Genomic DNA, 18,966 nt, shown 5'->3' on the forward strand with positions numbered 1-18,966 from the left:
CTTTCTTCTCAGCGTCTGTAAGTTTGTCTGGGTTAGCTACTACAGTTTTGTCCGCTGGTTTAACGATATCATTGCCTGCGTTTGGTTTAGCTGCGTCTGCTGCTGACTTAGTCAAGTCTGACGCTGGTCCCTTAAAAACTGGTAGAATTATGATAGAATGGAAAAAAGGACTTGAGGAGATTTAGGATGCAAGATGAAAGTGTGTATGGATTAGTCTATAAGGCTATTCGTGAGGAAAGAGGGTTTACACAGAAGGAAGCTGCTGGAACTACAGTGACTCCTCATTTTTTACGTCAGTTTGAGCAAGGGAAATCTCGGATAACCATTCAAAAATTTGAAGAGATTCTTTCTAATATTGGAATTGATAAAGAGACCTTTGATAGTCTTAAAACGCAGATGTTTCCAACTGAATTTCATAAATTACAGGCTCAAGTTGCTGATTTGGCTTATAAGCGTGAATTTAAAAAGATCATTAGCTTGATTAATCAGCCCTTGGAAAATCCTGGAATCGCTGAACACTATGTGATTGCCAATCGTGTAGTCAATAAATTTGCTATCGCAAACATCATCGGCGATTCTTTTCTGACTCCAAAAGATTATCAAGAACTAGAATATATCAAGAACTATCTCAGTGAATTGGACGACTGGAATAAAATTGAGGTGAATATCTTTTCATCTATCTTGCCTCACTTTTCAATCGAATTTTTAGATTATAGGCTCTACCACTTATTAGATACTCTAAAAAAACAGACTGAATACCATTCAATCCGTACTTCTGACTATTATATTGCCTGCTTAAGAACTGCTATCAAGCATTACTCTGTTAATGGCTACTATGATAAAGCTGAAAATCTAGCGTTGAAGACCCTGGAAGTGATTAATACTTTCCCTCTACTGAGTACCAAGATGACAGAGATGATTAGTCTTTCTATGGAACGAGCTAATAATTTTCTCAGACAAGACGATGTCAGAGGTCTAGAACTTGCTAAGCATATCTTTGCCAGTCTTGATAACTTTGAAAAAATCTATCCAAATCAACTTCTGACTCGAATGAGAGAGGATTTCTTTGTTACTGTCACACAACTCAATCACACTGGACAACCTTTAGATATATAATCTAGAAATCAAAAAAGCTTGAGGAACCACATATTTCCTCAGGCTTTTCTTATCCTTTAAAGGTCACAATAGTTGCGCCACTCCCTCCAGCATTTTGTGGGGCATAGCCGAAACTCTTGACATGTTTGTTTCTTTGTAGGTATTTGGTAACACCTTCACGGATGACTCCTGTACCGATACCGTGGATGATATCAACTTGAGCCATATTATTAAGCAAGGCTTGGTCGATAAAGGCATCTAGCTCATTCATAGCCTCTTCATAGCGTTTGCCTCGAAGGTCCAGTCTGGCTTGAGGTCCTCGGCCAGAAGTTCGTTTCACGACATTGACTTGTTTCTTCTTGACTTGTTTTTCTTGCTGATCCTGAACGAGGTCAAATTCTTTCTCTTCCAAGGTCATCTTGATCAAGCCGACTTGAGCTTCCCAGCGGCCGTCCTTGAGTTGTCTGGTCAAGGTACCACGCTGGCCATAACTGAGAACCACGATATCATCGCCCACCTTAGGAGCTCGTTTTTTCTTGGCCTTTTGAAGGACCTTATTTTTAGATAAATCTACTTTTTCAGGAGCCAATTTTTTCAGCTTGGCCTTGGCTTCAATGATTTCATGGGGTTTGAGTTGAGATTTGCTGTGGAGATTTTTGAGAATCTGGTCACTCTCACTTAGAGCCATGTCCACAATCTCAGCAGCCTGTTCACGCGCCTTATTAAGCTCGGTTTCCTTTTCACGATTGAGCTCGTTGTAAAGTTTTTTGAGAGCACGGTTCATCTTGAGATTTTCTTGCTCCACCTCACGGATATTGTCCAAGCGTTTGCGACTTTCCAGTGTCTGCTCTTCCAGTTGTTCAATGATTCGGTTGACATCATTGTCCTGATCGACCTGCTGGCTGGCATCCCCCACGATAACCTCAGATAGTCCTAAACGTTTAGCGATTTCGAAGGCATTGCTTCGGCCAGGAACACCCTGCATAAAGCGATAGGTCGGGCGAAGAGTTGCAGTATCAAACTCCATGCTGGCATTTTGCACAAAGGCTGTCTCAATACCATAGGCCTTAAGTTCTGGATAGTGGGTCGTAGCCATGGTCTTGACTTGACGTAGGCGAAGGTCCTCCAGAATAGCCATAGCGAGGGCGGCTCCCTCTTGAGGGTCGGTACCAGCCCCCAACTCATCCAAGAGTAGGAGTGAATGTTGGTTGACCTTGCCAAGAATATCCACAATATTAGTCATGTGGCTAGAGAAGGTAGACAAACTCTGCTCAATAGACTGCTCATCGCCAATATCGGCAAAGATTTCTTCAAAGATACCAACACGACTTCCCTTGTCTGCTAAAATCGGCAAACCAGACTGGGCCATAACCTGTGTCAAACCCAGAGTTTTGAGCATGATGGTCTTCCCACCTGTATTGGGGCCTGTAATGACAATAGCTGTTAAATCTTGGCCAAAATGGACATCATTTGCGACGGCATTTTTGACCAGAGGATGGCAGACATGGAGCAGTTGAATTTCTTGATTTTCTGACAGCTGAGGTACGACTGCTTGTCTTTCTTGGATAAAGCGGACCTTGGCACGAATCAAGTCCAGATGGCCGATAATCCAAGCATCATTGGCAATCTCAGCCGCATGAGGGCGAACACGCTCAGAAATTTCTTGGAGAATGCGAAGCATTTCATAGCGCTCATCTGCTCGTAAACTAGCAATTTCTTCGCTCAGTTTGACCACCTCACGGGGTTCGATGTAGACGGTATTTCCACTAGCAGAAATATCATGAACGACACCTGCAATCTTATTGCGGTAGGTGTTTTTGACTGGTAAAACCTGACGGCCATTTCTGCTGGCAACAATCCCCTCTGTCAACATCTGCGCTTTTTGCTTGAGCAGGTCCTGTAAAACATCGCGTACCTGACTCTCGCTATCATGGATTTTCCGACGGATGCGCGCCAATTCTTCACTGGCAAAATTTTCAATGAAACCTGCATCATTAAAGGCTTGGAGATTTCCTTGTAATTGCGGAAAATCGTGTAATTTCTCAAACCAAAGGGCTAATTCTTCCAAGCTGACATTTTCCAGATTGGCGTAAAAACTTTGCAGTTCTCGGCTAGACAGAAGCACGCGCTTCAAGAGTAGAAACTCCTCAATATTGAGGTCTGCGCCCATCTCCAATCGCTTGCAGACTCCTGCAATTTCCTTAGTTGCGAGAATGGTAAAATGCGGTTGCTCGACAAAGAGAGCCTGCATTTCCTTCATCTCAGCAAAAGCCTGTTTGATTTTATCCGCTTTGTCAGTCGGAGCCAGCTGTCTCAACTGCTCCAAACCCTGCTCGGTCAACAAATGGGGTTCAAACAAGGCCTTGACCTTATTGAACTCTAATGTTTCTAATATTTTCTTGTTCATCTTTATTTCCTTTTCTTTGAATGTCTAGGTGTGGTAGCTTTTTATATTCTGATAGATTCTAGTCAAATCTGTAAACAAAGGGCTAGGAAAACTCCTGCCCTTTTTATCCGATTAAATTTGTCACCCAGATTTGTTTGAGCCAACTGGTTGTTACTGGTATGCTCTGGATGATGTGTTTTGCGACGATACTCTTTTCAAGAGGATTTTGTATAGCTGCCATGGGAATAGTCGCCAAGATGGTTAAAGCCATTTGCAAAACAAATAAGGTCACCAACATGGACAAGATACCTGCTGAAACTTGGAACAACTTGCCACCCAGCTTTTTACTAGGAAGTAAGTGTAAGAGGAGACCAAGCAAACGACCGATGCTATAGACAATCCCAAATACAAGCAAGTAGCCGATACCTGCGTAAAAGACCTTATCCAACTGAAAGAGTTGATCCGATGGGAAGAAGAAAGTCCCCTGACCTTCCTGCGGATTTGCATAAGGAAGCAATAAATGGAATTGTTCCCCAAGTCCCTTATAAAACTGGCCAGCCATAAAAGCCGATGCCATGGCTGCAATTAGGTAATAAACCTGCAAGAGCAAGCCTCTCCGATAGCCGATATAAAATCCCCAAGCCAAGACCAATAGAAGAAGGAGTGAAATCATAATGAATCCTCAATCTTGCTTTGTTCTTGCTTGCAAGTCACGAGCTTGTGACGGAGTTCTTCTAATTCTTGCTCCTTATCGTCAAATTCAATCTCACGGCTGAGTTGAGTTGACAAACAGTTGACTGCCAACATAATTGCTATGGTTTCATCGTCTGCACTAGGCATTTGTTCTTTAATTGCTTGGTATTTTTCTGTCGCAACCTTAGCGATTTCCTCCATAAAGAGGTTATCGTGTTCGGTTGTCAAGGTTAATGATTTTTTTCCGAATGTAAATTTGAATCGATTTAGATTTGCCATAAAATTCACCTCACGATATTATACCAAAATTCGCTAACTTTGTCAGTTTTTACAAATTTGCCTGTTTTTGTGGTACAATAGAAACTATGGCAAGTATAACACTCACACCAAGCGAAAAGGAGATCCAGGCTTTCCTTGAACACTATCAAACCAGTCTGACTCCCAGTAAGAACCCCTATATCCGCTACTTTTTGAGACTGCCTCAGGCAACGGTTTCTATCTATACTTCTGGAAAGGTCTTGCTTCAGGGTGAAGGGGCTGAGAAATACGCTCGTTTCTTTGGCTATCAAGTTGTAGAGCAAACCAGCGGACAAAATTTCCCTTTGATTGGGACAGATGAGGTTGGAAATGGTTCCTACTTTGGTGGACTTGCAGTTGTGGCTTCCTTTGTCACACCTGACCAGCATGATTTCTTACGAAAACTCGGTGTGGGGGATTCCAAGACTCTGACCGACCAAAAGATTCGTCAGATTGCCCCTATCCTCAAGGAAAAAATCCAGTACCAGGCACTGCTTCTCTCACCAAGCAAGTACAACGAGGTCATCGGAGACCGCTACAACGCTGTTTCGGTTAAGGTGGCCCTCCATAATCAGGCTATCTATCTCCTCCTTCAAAAAGGTGTCCAGCCTGAGAAAATTGTGATTGATGCCTTTACCAGTGCTAAAAATTATGACAAGTACTTGGCACAAGAGGCCAATCGTTTCAGCAATCCTATCAGCTTAGAAGAAAAGGCTGAGGGCAAATACTTGGCTGTCGCAGTTTCTTCTATCATTGCGCGTGATCTCTTTCTGGAAAATCTTGAAAATCTAGGACGAGAACTGGGCTATCAACTTCCAAGTGGAGCTGGAACAGCTTCTGATAAGGTGGCTAGCCAGATTTTGCAAGCCTATGGTATGCAGGGACTCAACTTCTGTGCCAAACTGCACTTTAAAAATACTGAAAAAGCGAAACAACGCTTAGAAAGGTAAGTTATGAATTCATTTAAAAATTTCCTAAAAGAGTGGGGATTATTTCTCCTGATTCTGTCAGTACTAGCTTTAAGCCGTATCTTTTTTTGGAGTAATGTCCGCGTAGAAGGCCATTCCATGGATCCGACCCTAGCGGATGGCGAAATCCTCTTTGTTGTTAAGCACCTTCCGATTGACCGTTTTGATATCGTGGTAGCCCATGAGGAAGATGGCAATAAGGATATCGTCAAGCGTGTCATCGGAATGCCTGGCGATACCATCCGTTACGAAAACGATAAACTTTACATCAATGACAAAGAGACGGACGAGCCTTACCTAGCTGACTACATCAAACGCTTTAAGGACGACAAACTCCAAAGCACCTACTCAGGCAAGGGATTTGAAGGAAATAAAGGAACTTTCTTTAGAAGTATCGCTCAAAAAGCTCAAGCCTTCACAGTTGATGTCAACTACAACACCAATTTTAGCTTTACTGTCCCAGAAGGAGAATACCTCCTCCTCGGAGATGACCGCTTGGTTTCGAGCGACAGCCGCCACGTAGGTACCTTTAAAGCAAAAGATATCACAGGGGAAGCTAAATTCCGCTTCTGGCCAATCACCCGTATCGGAACATTTTAAGAGACCTAAGAGGCCGAGAATCAAGAATCTCAGCCTCTTCTTCTATCGTGAGAAGTGATTGTTTATTGACTATAATAAAAACACCCCCAACTCTCACCTATTCATACAAAGGAATTTTATGGAAGTTTATTTTTCAGGAACCATTGAACGGATTATTTTTGAAAATCCCAGCAATTTTTATCGCATCCTCCTCCTAGAAATCGAAGATACGGACGCAGAGGATTTTGATGACTTTGAAATCATTGTCACGGGCACTATGGCTGACGTGATTGAGGGAGAAGACTATACTTTTTGGGGGCAAATTGTCCAGCACTCCAAGTATGGGGAGCAACTGCAAATCAGCCGGTATGAACGCTCAAAACCAACTAGCAAGGGATTGGTTAAGTACTTTTCAAGTAGCCATTTCAAGGGAATTGGTCTCAAGACTGCTCAGAAAATTGTGGATACCTATGGCGATAATACCATTGACGAAATTCTGCAACACCCAGAAAAGCTAGAAGGCATCTCAGGGCTCTCTGCCAAAAATCGCGAGGCTTTCGTCTCCACTCTCCGTCTCAACTACGGAACGGAGATGGTTTTGGCCAAACTAGCCAACTACGGCATTCCCAACAAACTAGCCTTTCAGATTCAAGACTTTTACAAGGAAGAAACCCTTGATGTGGTTGAAAATTATCCCTACCAATTGGTTGAGGATATCAAGGGTTTGGGATTTACTATTGCTGACCAATTAGCGGAAGAACTAGGCATCGAAAGTCAGGCTCCCGAGCGCTTCCGTGCCGGTCTAGTTCATAGTCTTTTTCAGGCCTGTATGGAAACAGGGGACACCTATGTTGAAGCACGGGATTTGCTAGAACAAACTCTTACTCTCCTTGAATCTTCTCGCCCCGTGGAACTGGACCCCAGCCAAGTGGCCCAAGAACTCTCCTACCTAATCGAAGAAGACAAGGTTCAGCAAATTGATACCAAAATCTTTGATAATAGCCTCTTTTTCGCTGAGGAAGGCATCCGCAGTCACTTGGTTCGTATCCTTGAAAAAGGAAAACAGAAGAGCCAAGATTTAGAAACTATTCAAAAACATATCACTACTGTCGAGCAAGAACTAGGGATTGAGTATGATAGCATTCAAAAACAAGCTATCTGCGACGCTATCCAGAACAAGGTCTTTATCCTGACAGGTGGGCCCGGTACTGGTAAGACAACTGTTATCAATGGGATCATCGCTGTTTACGCCCTTTTAGAAGGACTTGACCTCAGGAAAAAAAGCAACCTGCCAATTCTTCTTGCCGCTCCAACTGGACGAGCAGCTCGACGCATGAACGAATTAACAGGCTTGCCTAGCGCGACCATACACCGCCACTTAGGAATGACAGGCGACGATGATACCAGTCATCTGGAAGATTATCTAGATGCTGACTTTATTATCGTGGATGAATTCTCCATGGTGGACACTTGGCTGGCCAACCAACTCTTCTCCAACATCTCTTCTAACAGTAAAATCCTCATCGTGGGCGACAGCGATCAGCTACCGTCTGTCAGTCCCGGTCAAGTTCTAGCTGATCTGCTTCATATTTCCTTGATTCCTCAGACTCGCTTGGAAAAAATTTACCGACAAAGCGAAGAATCAACCATCGTCACCCTAGCTAGTCAAATTCGACAGGGAATCTTGCCAGCTGATTTCACCCAGAAAAAAGCAGACCGTTCCTACTTTGAAATTGCTAGTGGCCATATTCCAGCTACGATTGAAAAAATCTTAGGCGCTGCCCTCAGAAGTGGTATTCCTGCCCGTGATATCCAAGTTCTGGCTCCCATGTACAGAGGGACGGCAGGGATTGATGCCATCAACCAGCTCATGCAAGACCTCCTTAACCCACCACAAAAAGACCAACTTAGTTTTGAAGCTCCCCAGTGCCATTATCGTAAGGGCGACAAGGTCATTCACCTGGTCAATGATGCTGAAATTAATGTCTTTAATGGAGATTTAGGAGCCATCACAGACCTGATTCCTGGTAAATACACCGAGTCGAAACAAGACGAGATTGTCATTGATTTTGACGGCAACGAAGTCTCTTACCCACGTAACGAATGGTACAAGATTCGCTTGGCATATGCCATGAGTATCCATAAATCGCAGGGAAGTGAGTTCCCTGTTGTTATCCTACCTATCACCAGTGCTAGCAGGCGTATGCTGGAGCGCAATCTCATCTACACAGCCATTACACGCGCCAAAAGCAAGCTTATCTTACTAGGCGAATTACAGGCCTTTGATTATGCTACCCAACATATCGGAACTGCCCGAAAAACCTATCTGATTGAACGCTTCAGTGATTTATTGGAGAATGTTGAAGAAAAGCAACCAGCTGTCTCTGAAACTGCCACATCAAGTACCTCTGAACAATCCTACATCCTGACAGAAGAAAACTGGGACAGCATCCCCGCCATGATTGGGATTACTGACGCAGACCTCAAAGAGATTTTTGGAAAATAGTGCACAAGAAAACCCACCAATTCAGGTGGGATTTTTGTTTATTAAGATTATTTAACTGTTGCTGTGCTTGTAATCAATTCAACAGCTTTTTTGATTGTGATATCGTGTTTCAACATATCAGCTGAAAGCAAGCTTTGTACTTGTGCAACTTCCATGTTGTAATCTGCTGCCAATTGCTCGATTTCTTTTTGGATTTCTTCTTCTGAAGCGTCAAATCCTTCAGCTTTCGCAACTGCTTCAATAACAAGGTTAGTCTTAGTACGTGACTCAGCTTCTGCTTCGTATTGTTTGTGAAGGTCTTCTTGAGTAGTTCCAGTGATTTGGAAGTACATGTCAGGGTTGATACCTTGACGTTGCAAGTTTCCAAGGAATTCATTTACTGAACGGTGAACTTCTTCGTGGATCATTTCTTCTGGAAGTTCTACGATTTCAGCGTTTTCTACAGCTTTATCAATTGCTGCACCTTCAACTGCATCTTTGTAAGCTTCTTCTTTAGCAGCAGCCAATTCTTTGCGGTATTTTTCTTTCAATTCAGCAAGTGTTTCAACTTCTTCGTCGATGTCTTTTGCAAGCTCATCGTCAAGAGCTGGAACTTCTTTAGCTTTTACTTCGTGGATAGTTGTTACGAATTTAGCTTCTTTACCTGCAAGGTCTTCTGCTTGGTAGTCTTCTGGGAATGTTACGATAACATCAACAGTTTCACCAGCTGAGTGACCTACCAATTGGTCTTCGAAACCTGGGATGAATTGACCTGAACCAAGTCCAAGTGAGAAGTTTTCACCTTTTCCGCCGTCAAATTCAACACCATCGATAGAACCAACAAAGTCGATGACAACAGTGTCACCGTTTTCAGCAGCAGCTTCTTTGATAACCAATTCAGCCAAATTATTGCGTTCGCGTTCGATACGCTCTTCAACGTCAGCGTCAGTTACTTCTTTTTCAACATCTACTGATACTTCAAGGTTTTTGTAGTCACCCAATTTTACTTCAGGTTTTGTAACGACTTCAGCAGTGATAACCCAGTCTTGACCTTTTTCCATTGAAGTTACGTCAATTTTTGGTTGAGCAACGACTTCAAGACCAGCTTCTTTAACAGCAGCTTCATATGCGTTTGGCAAAAGAGCGTTCATAACGTCTTGGTAAAGTGACTCTTCACCAAATTTTTGGTCAAAGATAGGACGTGGAAGGTGACCTTTACGGAAACCTGGAACATTAAGAGATTTCTTCACTGAGTTGAAGACACGGTCCAATTCTGGTTTGATTTGGTCTTGAGAGATAGTGAAAGTCAAGACACCACGGTTTGTTTCTTTGTTTTCAAATGATACAGACATTCTGTCATTTCTCCTTAAAATTTTTTAAATACAGTCTATTATAACATAAATGGGCGACTTTTTTCAAGTAATGAATGCGCTTTTCAATAATGGGAGAGGTACTTGCTTGCTTCTTTGATACTAAGGTCAGCCATTTCTCCAACATTATTTTTACATAACTATTAGAACTCCTCATGCCCCACTAAGTGGTGCTGAAAGGCATAGACTGCAGCCTGGGTACGATCGCTGACTTCAAGTTTGGCAAGGATATTGGACACATGAGTCTTGACCGTCTTGAGAGAGATAAAAAGTTCATCAGCGATACGCTGATTTTCATATCCTTTAGCGATGAGTTGGAGAACATCTCGCTCACGCGCAGTCAAGTCCTCATGTAGTTCTATGTGATTGCGGTGGTATTCGACCTTCTTGCTGACCTCTTGTTCAATAGCCAACTCACCAGCAGACACCTTACGAACAGCGTGTAGCAATTCATCTGCACTAGAAGTCTTGAGCATATAGCCCCGAGCACCGGCATTTAAGACAGGCATGATTTTTTCATTGTCCAAGTACGAAGTCACAATCAAAATCTTGGCTTCAGGCCATTCTTTGAGGATAGCCAAGGTCGCATCAATCCCATTCATCTCAGGCATGACAATATCCATGACAATGACATCTGGACGTAATTCCAAGGCTAAATCAATGCCTTGAGACCCGTTGGACGCCTCGCCCACAACTTCTACATCGTCTTGGAGGTCAAAGTAGCTTTTCAAGCCCAATCGAACCATTTCATGGTCATCTACTAGTAAAATTTTCATCTTTACTCCTTCATCATTCCTCATCTAACAGGGGAATACGGATATCAACTGCCAGTCCTTGCTTGGGAGCTGTTAATAACTGAACCGTCCCTGCCATATCTTCAACCCGCTCCTTGATATTGCGGAGTCCATAACTCAGGTCATCTAAATTCCCCAACTGGAAACCAATCCCATTGTCTACCACCTTCAGCTGCAATTCAAAATCTGTCTGATAGAGGTAAACATCCAGACAAGATGCCTGGGCATGACGGAGGGTATTGCTAATCAACTCTTGCAGGATGCGGAAGATATGCTCCTCGATTTTCTTAGGCAATTTCGTTACATTTTGCTTGAAACTAACCTTGAGATCACTCTTGTCCTCAAGCTCTTTTAAGAGAATTTGAATTCCCTCAACCAGACTCTTTTGCTCCAGTTCAACTGGTCTCAAATGCAAGAGCAAGACCCGCAAATCCTTCTGGGCGGTTTCTAAAATAGCTGTGACACTCTGCAGCTGGATCTGCATCTTTTCTCTATCCAATTTCAAAGTCTGCTGACTGATACCTGATAAAATCATGTGAGCCGCAAACAACTCCTGACTAACTGTATCGTGCAAATCCCGAGCAAGTCGCTTCCGTTCCTTCTCAATGATTTCCTCTTCCTGAGCAAGACTTTGATTTTCAGCCTTTTGAAGTGCTTCTGTCAAAAGGTTCAGTTTACCTGACAAGGACTTGAAACTGGCATCCAAATCTGGATCTGCAACCTGAACCACTTCTTGCCCTGCCAACAAACGCTTGAGATTAGTATGCATTTTTCTTAGAGAAAGCTCTTCGATACCTCTCCAAAACAGGGCTAAGAGAAAGGTCATGGACATGCTGAAAACCAACAATAAAAAGATAAATTTTTCTGTTTTTTCGACATCCTGCAGGAAAATAGACCAGTCAAAATCAAGAATTTCCAGTAAACTGTGGGAGAAAAATAAGACAAACAGGATGGAGGTAAGAGCAATGATTACATAAGCTTGTTTTTTCATCCTCTGACCACCTCCACATCTCCAATCATAGTGGTCAAGAAAATCTTGACACTCTTGTTACTCTTGAGATAGTCTTTGGTTTCTTGATGATAGTGTTCATTTCGGAGGGATCGCTTGGGCTGGTTGAAAAAAGTTAAATCACCATAGAGACAGTTGACGCTGAGACTGACTTCCACATCTACAGGTACAATGATTTTGGTCGTTCCTACCATCTTTCTGAGGATAATGACATTATCATGATTGGTTAGGATGACCCTCTCCAGATGAATGGTGTCCTTACCCATAAGGCGAAAGAGATTGATATCATCAAACTGGCAAGTCTGGTAGCTTGAAAAATGATGGAGATTTCCAAACCAACGATTTTTCTCCTTCTTAACCATCACCACCTCTTCAAAAATCAAATCGGTCTGTTCTTTTTCCTGGTTCATCATCGGATAAAGAAGAAAGAGGCTATAAATAACCGCAACAAAAATAGCTAGAATCACAAAAGGATTGAGCATGACGATGAAAAAGAAGAGAATGGTTGCCACTACTAAGAGAAGGTTATTGCCATCTTTACCAGTGTAATAGCGAATCAAAAGCAAAAAGAGGAATAAAATCAGCAGAAAACGCGAAAAATGCTCTGATACCATCAAAATCAGAGCTCCTGTCAAAAGACAGGCTTCGATAAATAAAAAGATTTTAAATTTTCTCATAGGTTCATCCTCTCCCTTCTATTTTATCACAATTCAAAAAAGTCACCTCAGTCTGAGGATGGAAAAAAGGCGCTGGTTACGCCTTTTTCATCTGATCCTTTGCTTCTTTTAATTTTCCGTAGAGAAGGTAGTCTACGTTTTGCAGATCTGCTATAGTGGCACAGTTCAGAGCACACATGATTAAGCGTAGATCTACTTTCCAGCCTTGGACAATGCCAATTACTTCTTCGACTGTGTAGCTTTCAACCAATTCCAGAACGGTACGTGACAGTCCCACAGCCTTGGCACCAAAGACCAAGCACTTAATCATATCCAGCGGATTCCGAACGCCTCCACTGACCAAGAGTTCGACCTTGTCTTTCCAGTCTTGGGCATTGAGAAGGGCTTGCATGGTAGACTGGCCCCATTGATTGAGGTAGTCACGTTGACCACTGCGACGATTTTCAATATAGGCAAAGCTGGTACCGCCACGACCTGATAGATCCACTGTACGAACACCCAGTTCATAGGCTCTTTCGATGGTCTTGGCATCCATTCCAAAGCCTACTTCCTTGAGAACAATAGGGACGGGGATTTGCTTGCTATAATCTGCTAGATGCGATTGCCAGCTTCTGAACCTTCTTTCTCCCTCAGGCATGAGCAACTCCTGCATGACATTGACATGCACTTGTAAAAGTAAAGGATTCATCTCTGTCACAGTCTGCAAACCAAGTTCAACCGGCTTATCCAATCCAATATTGGTTCCAAGAAGGAGATTGGGATGGCTAGATTTGACAGAAAAAGAGTCATCTGTTGGATCTTTGAGGGCTGCGCTATAAGAACCCGTTACAAATAAAATACCACAGGCTTCCGCCACTTGAGCCAGCTTTTGATTGATTTCTCTTCCCTTATCGCTTCCACCCGTCATAGCATTGATATAAAAAGGAAAGTCCCACTTTCGACCCGCAAATTCTGTAGACAAATCAATCTCACCCAGGTCATAAAGAGGCAGGGAAGAATGAATCAACTCCACCTCATCAAAGCTATTATAGGAACTTTTCTGCTCAAGGGCATAGCGGATATGCTCATCTTTACGATTTGTCGTCATGTCCTATCCTTTCTTGGTATAAGAGCTCAATCCCCAGATCGGCCCATCGGTTTTTTAGGGTTTCAGTTGATTGCTCATCAAAACTCAAGGCAATACCACAATCACCACCACCAGCGCCGCTACTCTTAGCAACGGCCTGCAAATCTTGACTGGCCCCTTTCAGCTGTCTAAGCGAAGGCGTGTAAATATCTGCGCTCAAGCCTTCTAAGAGCTTGCTGGCTACTTCTACTTGCTCGATGCTTTTTTCTACTTTCCCCTGCTCCAAGGATTCTACTAAAGAAGCCACCGTTTCTTTTGAGGAAGTTAAAAAATTCTGATTGATATTTTGCTTGATTTGCTGGACCATGTGACTTGATACAGCCACTTCCTTGGTCCATCCCACTAGGAAATCACATTCTAAAGTTGGTTTCACTTGCGAAATTGAAAAGCCCCAATCACGCTCCAGAACTGTCTCCAAGTTTTCTTCTTCCAACCAATCAGCTACCTTCTGGCGATCAAATGACTGGTAGACAACCAAACCCTCTGCTACAATGCAGGCAAGGTCTCCCATAGAACCATTGTCTCCTCGCTTGAGCAAAACAGCACTGGCCAGCTTGAACAAGAAATCCTTATCCACTGAAACGTCATACAGGGCCAATAAAGCCTTGACAGCCAAGACAACGACGCTACCGCTAGAACCCAAGCCAAACTTTTTCCCTTCTCTTTCCATTTTGCCATGGATTTCTAGAGAAAAAGGTCGCAAGGTCTGCCCACGATAAACGAGGAAATCTTCCACTAAAGCAATCGTTTCTTGAATCAAGCTGTAGTCAGGATTTGGCGTCAAGTCCACTGCAAAATCAAACATATCTGAGTAGATACGGTAACTATCAGAAAAAGCAATCTCGCCCTTCATATAGATGGGAATGTCCTTTATCAAGGCCAACTGCCCAGGCTCTAAAATAGCATATTCGCCTGCCCAATAGAGTTTTCCGCAAGTTTTAACAGTAATCATCTTGGCTCAAATCCTTTGTTTTTGACACAATCAAGCGATAACGTTGACCAAAGATTTCTGATAAATGCTCCAAGTCTTTCTCTTGACAGAGGACCTTGACATTGGGACCAGCATCCATGGTAAAGTAGCAGGCTTCCCCTTGCTCACGAAGCTGACGAACAAAGTCCATGGCTTCATAAGACGCATCGGTCAGATAAGAAAAGGCTGGTGATGCTGTTTTGGTCGTAGCGTGCATAGCCAGGGCATTTTTCTCAGTTAATTCCCCAACCTTGGCAAAGTCATTTTCCTTGAGATAAACCAGCATATCCTGATAGTCTTTCTCAGACTGACGCACCCAGTCGTCAAAAGTAGTCGAAGTTTCCACACAAAGTTTCATCCCATCACGGCTAGAGATTGGTTTTTTCTTGTCCTCCAGCACCAACATAATCATAGCTAGTTTCAAGTCTGTCTCTACAGGATAAATTTCTCCGCTATCCTTATCCCAGGCACCTAGTGGTCCATAAAAACTCCGAGAAGAAGAACCTGAGGCAAATTTAGCCTCCTGTGCCAACTTGCTTCTATCCAATCCAAGTTTGAAATAGGCATTGCAAGCCTTGACCAAGGCGGACAAACCACTCGAACTTGAGGACAAACCCGCTGCGGTCGGCATATTGTTTTGAGTATCGATGCGGACAAAGCCCTCACCTTCTGGGCGATAGCGGTCGATGATCTTACTCATCTTGGCATGCTCCGCCTCATTTTGTAGCTGACCATTGATATAAAAGACATCAGCTGTCGCATGGACTGGTAAAGGCGATAAAGTCGTCTCTGTGTACATATTTTCCAAAGTCAGAGAAATACTGCTAGTAGCAGGCTCCATCTCTTTTTCTTTTTTCTTTCCCCAATATTTGATAATAGCAATATTTGCGTAGGAACGTACTGTTACAGGCTCTCTATCCATGTCTGAACAGCTCCTTTCTCTTCTAATCTTTCCGCTAGTTCTTGTGCGTGTGTCAAATTGGTTGCCAAGGCTATGATACAGCCTCCTAGCCCACCACCGCTCATCTTGGCACCCAGAGCACCATGGCTAAGAGCCGTTTCAACCAGAGAGTCTGCCTCAGGGCTACTGACACCAATTTCTTTTAAATGTAAATGCGCTTGACTGAGGATTCGTCCCAGTCCTTCAGCATCTTTTTGTGAAATCGCATCCTCTGCCTGCTGGGTCAATTCTCCCAAGGCATGCAAAAACGGCAGGGCATCCTTGCCCTTGTTTTGAACCACTTGGATGGCTTCACGAGTATGACCATAAACACCGGTATCGGCAATCACCAAATAGGCGGATAAATCCATCTCAAGTTCTGTAAATCCTACGTTCTTAATAAAGCGAATAGGCTGGTCACTGAGACAGGTCTTGGCATCCAAACCACTCGGATTCATATGTGCAATCATCTCAGCCCGATTGACCAAGATTTCTAGTACATCATGAGGCAGTTCTGCCTGATAGTAGTCAAATACCGCTCGAATGGCCGCTATGCTGATAGCTGCTGACGAACCCATTCCTCGTTTTTCAGGGATAGCCGAGTCAATCTCACAGCGAATGCAGGATTCTTTGATATCCAAATACTCCAGAGAAGCATAAACTGCCATGGACAAGGTATCCTCCTCATAGAGACGCCAAGGACTCGCTGCAGGAACTACCTTACAAGTCACTTCCACCTCCAAAAGAGGCAGAGAAATGGCAGGATAACCGTAAACGACCGCATGCTCCCCTATTAAAATAATCTTACTATGTGCCTGACCGACACCAACTTTTTTTGTCATTTTTTCCTTTTGCTAGACGAAAAAGCCGTCTCATACTCAATGAAAATCAAAAAGCAAACTAGGAAGCTAGCCGCAGGCTGTACTTGAGTAAGGTAAGGCGACGCTGACGTGGTTTGAATTTGATTTTCGAAGAGTATTATTTTTTTCTACAAGTATTTATTCTCTCCTATCTATTTTATTATATTTTCACAAAAAAAGCGATTGTTTCCTTCACAATCGCCTCTTTCATTATTGAACCCATTCGCCATTATAATTGACAGAATAGCCATCTACGGTCGTATTCACTGCCAAAGCACCTGAGCTATAAGCGTAGTACCATTTACTACCGACCTGGAACCAACCTGTCTTCATATCTCCATTACTTGCATTTAGGTAGTACCAAGTTGAACCATCTTTCACCCAACCAGTTGCCATAGCTCCTGATGAACGGAGATAGTACCACTTGTTACCAAGGTTTTGCCAACCAATTTTCAGATCACCATTTGACTGGTCTAAATAATACCAAGTTGAGCCTTCTTGATACCAGCCAGTTGCCATTGCACCTGATGAACGGAAGTAGTACCACTTATTGCCAAGTTGTTTCCAACCAGTTTGCATTGTAGCTGTTATTGGATCTAGATAGTACCAAGTTGAGTTATCATTGGTCCAACCACGCACTAGCTCTCCAACCATCAAACTGTCGATACGAGCATCGAAGCCACTATCCTTCTGTAAATAATACCAGTGTCCCTCATCATGAACCCAACCAGTTTTTAAAGTGTGATAACTACGTTGATCTTCAAAATAATAGACTCGTTTCTCTGCTGGACTATCATATTGTTCCCCATGATGTTTGTTGGTATTTGTAGCAGTTTTTGCCTCTAAAACTTGCTTGCCAACAAATTCTTGAAGAACCCCATCTTGACCAAAGTAATACCATTGTGGCATTGGCATAGATTCTAATCTTAAACCATTTGGGTAAGGACCAATTGTACTACCTTTAGATGGAAACGGGATATATTGCCAGCCGACAACCATTTCTCCTGATACATAATCAAAATAATAGGTCTTGCCATCAATAACTCGCCAGGCCTTTTCTTTGATCTCACCCTTCTTGTAGTAGGTTCTACCATTTTCTTGGACAAATTGCCAGCCTTCTGAATCAGCATCATCCGCCAGTACTGCACTTGTTGCTAGCAAACCGAAGAAAAAGACTGCTAATGCAATTTGCATCAATTTTTTTATGATTTTCATTAGACTTATCCTCCATAGCTGATTGTAGCAAATACAAAATCGCATGTCAATATATAGAACACCCCTCAAAAAAGCAGTTACATAACTGTGTACTGACCCCAAAAAGTTAGACAATTAATTTATCCGAAGGATTTAGTTCTGTATTGTACAGGGCTAAGTCCTTTTAGTTTTACCTTAATTCGTTTGTTGTTGTAGTAATCAATATAGTCTACAATAGCTTGTTCCAAGTGTTCAAGTGACTGAAACGTATTCTCATAACCATAAAACATTTCAGACTTAAGAATGCCAAAGAAAGATTCCATCATACCGTTATCTGGACTATTTCCCTTACGTGACATAGATGGTTGGATTCCCTTATTCTTTAAAAAATGATGATAAAAATCGTGTTGGTATTGCCATCCTTGGTCACTATGGAGAATCGTATTCTCGTAGCGCTTCTCTGTGAATGCTTGTTCCAACATTGTTTTTACTTGTTCTAAGTTGGGTGAAGTTGAAAGATTATAGGCGATAATTTCGCTATTAAAGCCATCTAAAACTGGTGATAAGTAAAGCTTTTGAGCGCTTGCTGGAATGGCAAATTCTGTCACGTCCGTATAACACTTTTCCATTGGTTTAGCTGCTTCAAATTGGCGTTGAATAAGGTTGTCTGCTTTCTTGCCAACATCTCCTTTATGAGAAGAATACTTGCGTTTCTTGCGTATTCTAGCTTGTAAATTGAGCACTTTCATCAAGCGTTGAACTCTTTTATGATTGACCACATAACCACGATTTCTTAATTCTAAATGGATTCGACGATATCCGTAATTTCCTTTTTGTTCGGTAAAAATAGCTTGAATTTCAGCTTTAAGCTTTTGATCCTTATCTGGTTTGTCTAGCTGTTTCAAATGATAGTAGTAGGTCGAACGAGCGAGTTTAATGGTTTTTAGAAGAATATCTAACGAAAACTCAGTCATTAATTCTTGAACAATTTCTGTCTTTCTTCTTTCTCTTTTTCCTCCTTCAAGCGGAGTTCTCTCAACTTTTTTAGGACAGCATTCTCCGCTCTCAGATACTCGTTTTCTGCTTGAAGTCGTTCTAACTCTGTCATCTCTTCGGGTTTCTTCTTTGGTTTACGTCCCATTTTAGATGGTCTCCCTTTTGTTTTCTCAACAATAGTATACCCGTTTTTCTTGTATTGTGCCATCCAATTTGGAAGCATACCACGATTTGGGAGAGCATATTCGAGAGAAACTCTATCTTGAGACCAGTTTTCATGTAGGACTTTATCAATCATTTCTTGTTTTAATTCAGGAGAATAGTAACGATTTTTTTCTTTTTTGACGAACTTTATTCCATAACGATCAATCAATTTAATCATGTACCTAATATTAGAATTGTTTATCCCAAATTTATTTGAAAGCTTCTCCAAGCTATATCCTTGTTTTCTAAGTTCATAGATCTGAACTTTATCATCATAAGTTAATTTCATAATAAAAGCACCCCAAAAGTTAGATTTTTTCTGT

The 18,966-nt window shown here is 42.4% G+C and carries 17 protein-coding genes; 4 read left to right on the plus strand and 13 right to left on the minus strand.

The genetic code is table 11. The annotated features are described in order from the left end of the window. Window positions 1–186 precede the first annotated feature (186 nt). Window positions 187–1,116 (plus strand): helix-turn-helix domain-containing protein, encoded by a 930-nt coding sequence (locus QM843_RS05430; RefSeq protein ID WP_150922809.1) that lies wholly within the window; start codon window positions 187–189, stop codon window positions 1,114–1,116. Window positions 1,117–1,165: 49 nt separating this feature from the next. On the opposite strand, the gene QM843_RS05435 is transcribed toward QM843_RS05430, so the two are convergent. From QM843_RS05435 to zapA, 3 genes are all read right to left on the minus strand, one after another. Then, window positions 1,166–3,502, minus strand: coding sequence for an endonuclease MutS2 (locus tag QM843_RS05435; protein ID WP_414304393.1), 2,337 nt, complete (start codon window positions 3,500–3,502; stop codon window positions 1,166–1,168). A gap of 103 nt (window positions 3,503–3,605) precedes the next feature. After that, window positions 3,606–4,154 carry a CvpA family protein gene (locus tag QM843_RS05440; protein WP_414304394.1) on the minus strand — a complete coding sequence of 183 codons (549 nt, stop codon included), beginning with the start codon at window positions 4,152–4,154 and terminating at the stop codon, window positions 3,606–3,608. Beyond that, window positions 4,151–4,453, minus strand: a complete 303-nt coding sequence (gene zapA / locus QM843_RS05445) for a cell division protein ZapA (RefSeq protein ID WP_414304395.1) — start codon at window positions 4,451–4,453, stop codon at window positions 4,151–4,153. The genes QM843_RS05440 and zapA overlap by 4 nt, the downstream gene beginning before the upstream one ends. A gap of 86 nt (window positions 4,454–4,539) precedes the next feature. Between zapA and rnhC the strand changes: the two genes are divergently transcribed. From rnhC to recD2, 3 genes are all read left to right on the plus strand, one after another. Then, on the plus strand, window positions 4,540–5,421 hold the full coding sequence (gene rnhC, locus QM843_RS05450) for a ribonuclease HIII (RefSeq protein WP_414304396.1): 882 nt from the start codon (window positions 4,540–4,542) through the stop codon (window positions 5,419–5,421). Between the two features lie 3 nt (window positions 5,422–5,424). Then, window positions 5,425–6,039, plus strand: a complete 615-nt coding sequence (lepB, locus tag QM843_RS05455) for a signal peptidase I (protein WP_414304397.1) — start codon at window positions 5,425–5,427, stop codon at window positions 6,037–6,039. Window positions 6,040–6,157: 118 nt separating this feature from the next. Continuing rightward, window positions 6,158–8,524 carry an SF1B family DNA helicase RecD2 gene (recD2, locus tag QM843_RS05460; RefSeq protein ID WP_414304398.1) on the plus strand — a complete coding sequence of 789 codons (2,367 nt, stop codon included), beginning with the start codon at window positions 6,158–6,160 and terminating at the stop codon, window positions 8,522–8,524. A gap of 47 nt (window positions 8,525–8,571) precedes the next feature. Here the strand turns inward: recD2 and tig are convergent, their stop codons facing one another. The 10 genes from tig to QM843_RS05510 all read right to left on the minus strand — a co-directional run bounded on the left by tig (window position 8,572) and on the right by QM843_RS05510 (window position 18,932). Then, complete coding sequence (tig, locus tag QM843_RS05465; RefSeq protein WP_020902972.1) at window positions 8,572–9,855, minus strand: trigger factor; 1,284 nt, start codon at window positions 9,853–9,855, stop codon at window positions 8,572–8,574. A gap of 161 nt (window positions 9,856–10,016) precedes the next feature. Next, window positions 10,017–10,649, minus strand: a complete 633-nt coding sequence (locus QM843_RS05470; RefSeq protein ID WP_261150140.1) for a response regulator transcription factor — start codon at window positions 10,647–10,649, stop codon at window positions 10,017–10,019. A 13-nt stretch (window positions 10,650–10,662) separates the two neighbouring features. Then, window positions 10,663–11,658 carry an envelope stress sensor histidine kinase LiaS gene (locus tag QM843_RS05475; RefSeq protein WP_314499978.1) on the minus strand — a complete coding sequence of 332 codons (996 nt, stop codon included), beginning with the start codon at window positions 11,656–11,658 and terminating at the stop codon, window positions 10,663–10,665. Beyond that, entirely contained in the window at window positions 11,655–12,353 is a 699-nt protein-coding gene (gene liaF / locus QM843_RS05480) for a cell wall-active antibiotics response protein LiaF (protein WP_261150142.1), read from the minus strand. Before liaF ends, QM843_RS05475 begins: the two co-directional genes overlap by 4 nt. A 76-nt stretch (window positions 12,354–12,429) precedes the next feature. Continuing rightward, on the minus strand, window positions 12,430–13,440 hold the full coding sequence (gene fni / locus QM843_RS05485; RefSeq protein ID WP_261150143.1) for a type 2 isopentenyl-diphosphate Delta-isomerase: 1,011 nt from the start codon (window positions 13,438–13,440) through the stop codon (window positions 12,430–12,432). Continuing rightward, window positions 13,424–14,431: a phosphomevalonate kinase gene (locus QM843_RS05490; protein ID WP_414304399.1), complete on the minus strand. Its 1,008-nt coding sequence runs from the start codon at window positions 14,429–14,431 to the stop codon at window positions 13,424–13,426. The genes fni and QM843_RS05490 overlap by 17 nt, the downstream gene beginning before the upstream one ends. Continuing rightward, entirely contained in the window at window positions 14,418–15,371 is a 954-nt protein-coding gene (mvaD, locus tag QM843_RS05495) for a diphosphomevalonate decarboxylase (RefSeq protein WP_261150146.1), read from the minus strand. Before mvaD ends, QM843_RS05490 begins: the two co-directional genes overlap by 14 nt. Next, a complete protein-coding gene (gene mvk, locus QM843_RS05500) occupies window positions 15,353–16,231 on the minus strand; it encodes a mevalonate kinase (RefSeq protein ID WP_414304400.1) in 879 nt (292 codons plus the stop codon). Before mvk ends, mvaD begins: the two co-directional genes overlap by 19 nt. Window positions 16,232–16,459: 228 nt before the next feature. Then, window positions 16,460–17,464, minus strand: a complete 1,005-nt coding sequence (locus QM843_RS05505; protein WP_414304401.1) for a PspC-like choline-binding domain-containing protein — start codon at window positions 17,462–17,464, stop codon at window positions 16,460–16,462. Between the two features lie 119 nt (window positions 17,465–17,583). Continuing rightward, a protein-coding gene (locus QM843_RS05510) for an IS3 family transposase (protein WP_414304402.1) occupies window positions 17,584–18,932 on the minus strand; the annotation gives its coding sequence in 2 pieces (ribosomal slippage) (window positions 17,584–18,491 and window positions 18,491–18,932; 1,350 coding nt in all). Between the last annotated feature and the right edge of the window lie 34 nt (window positions 18,933–18,966).

Origin of the sequence: Streptococcus mitis, from assembly GCF_047463435.1 — a bacterium.
Classification (GTDB): Bacteria; Bacillota; Bacilli; order Lactobacillales; family Streptococcaceae; genus Streptococcus; species Streptococcus mitis_DS.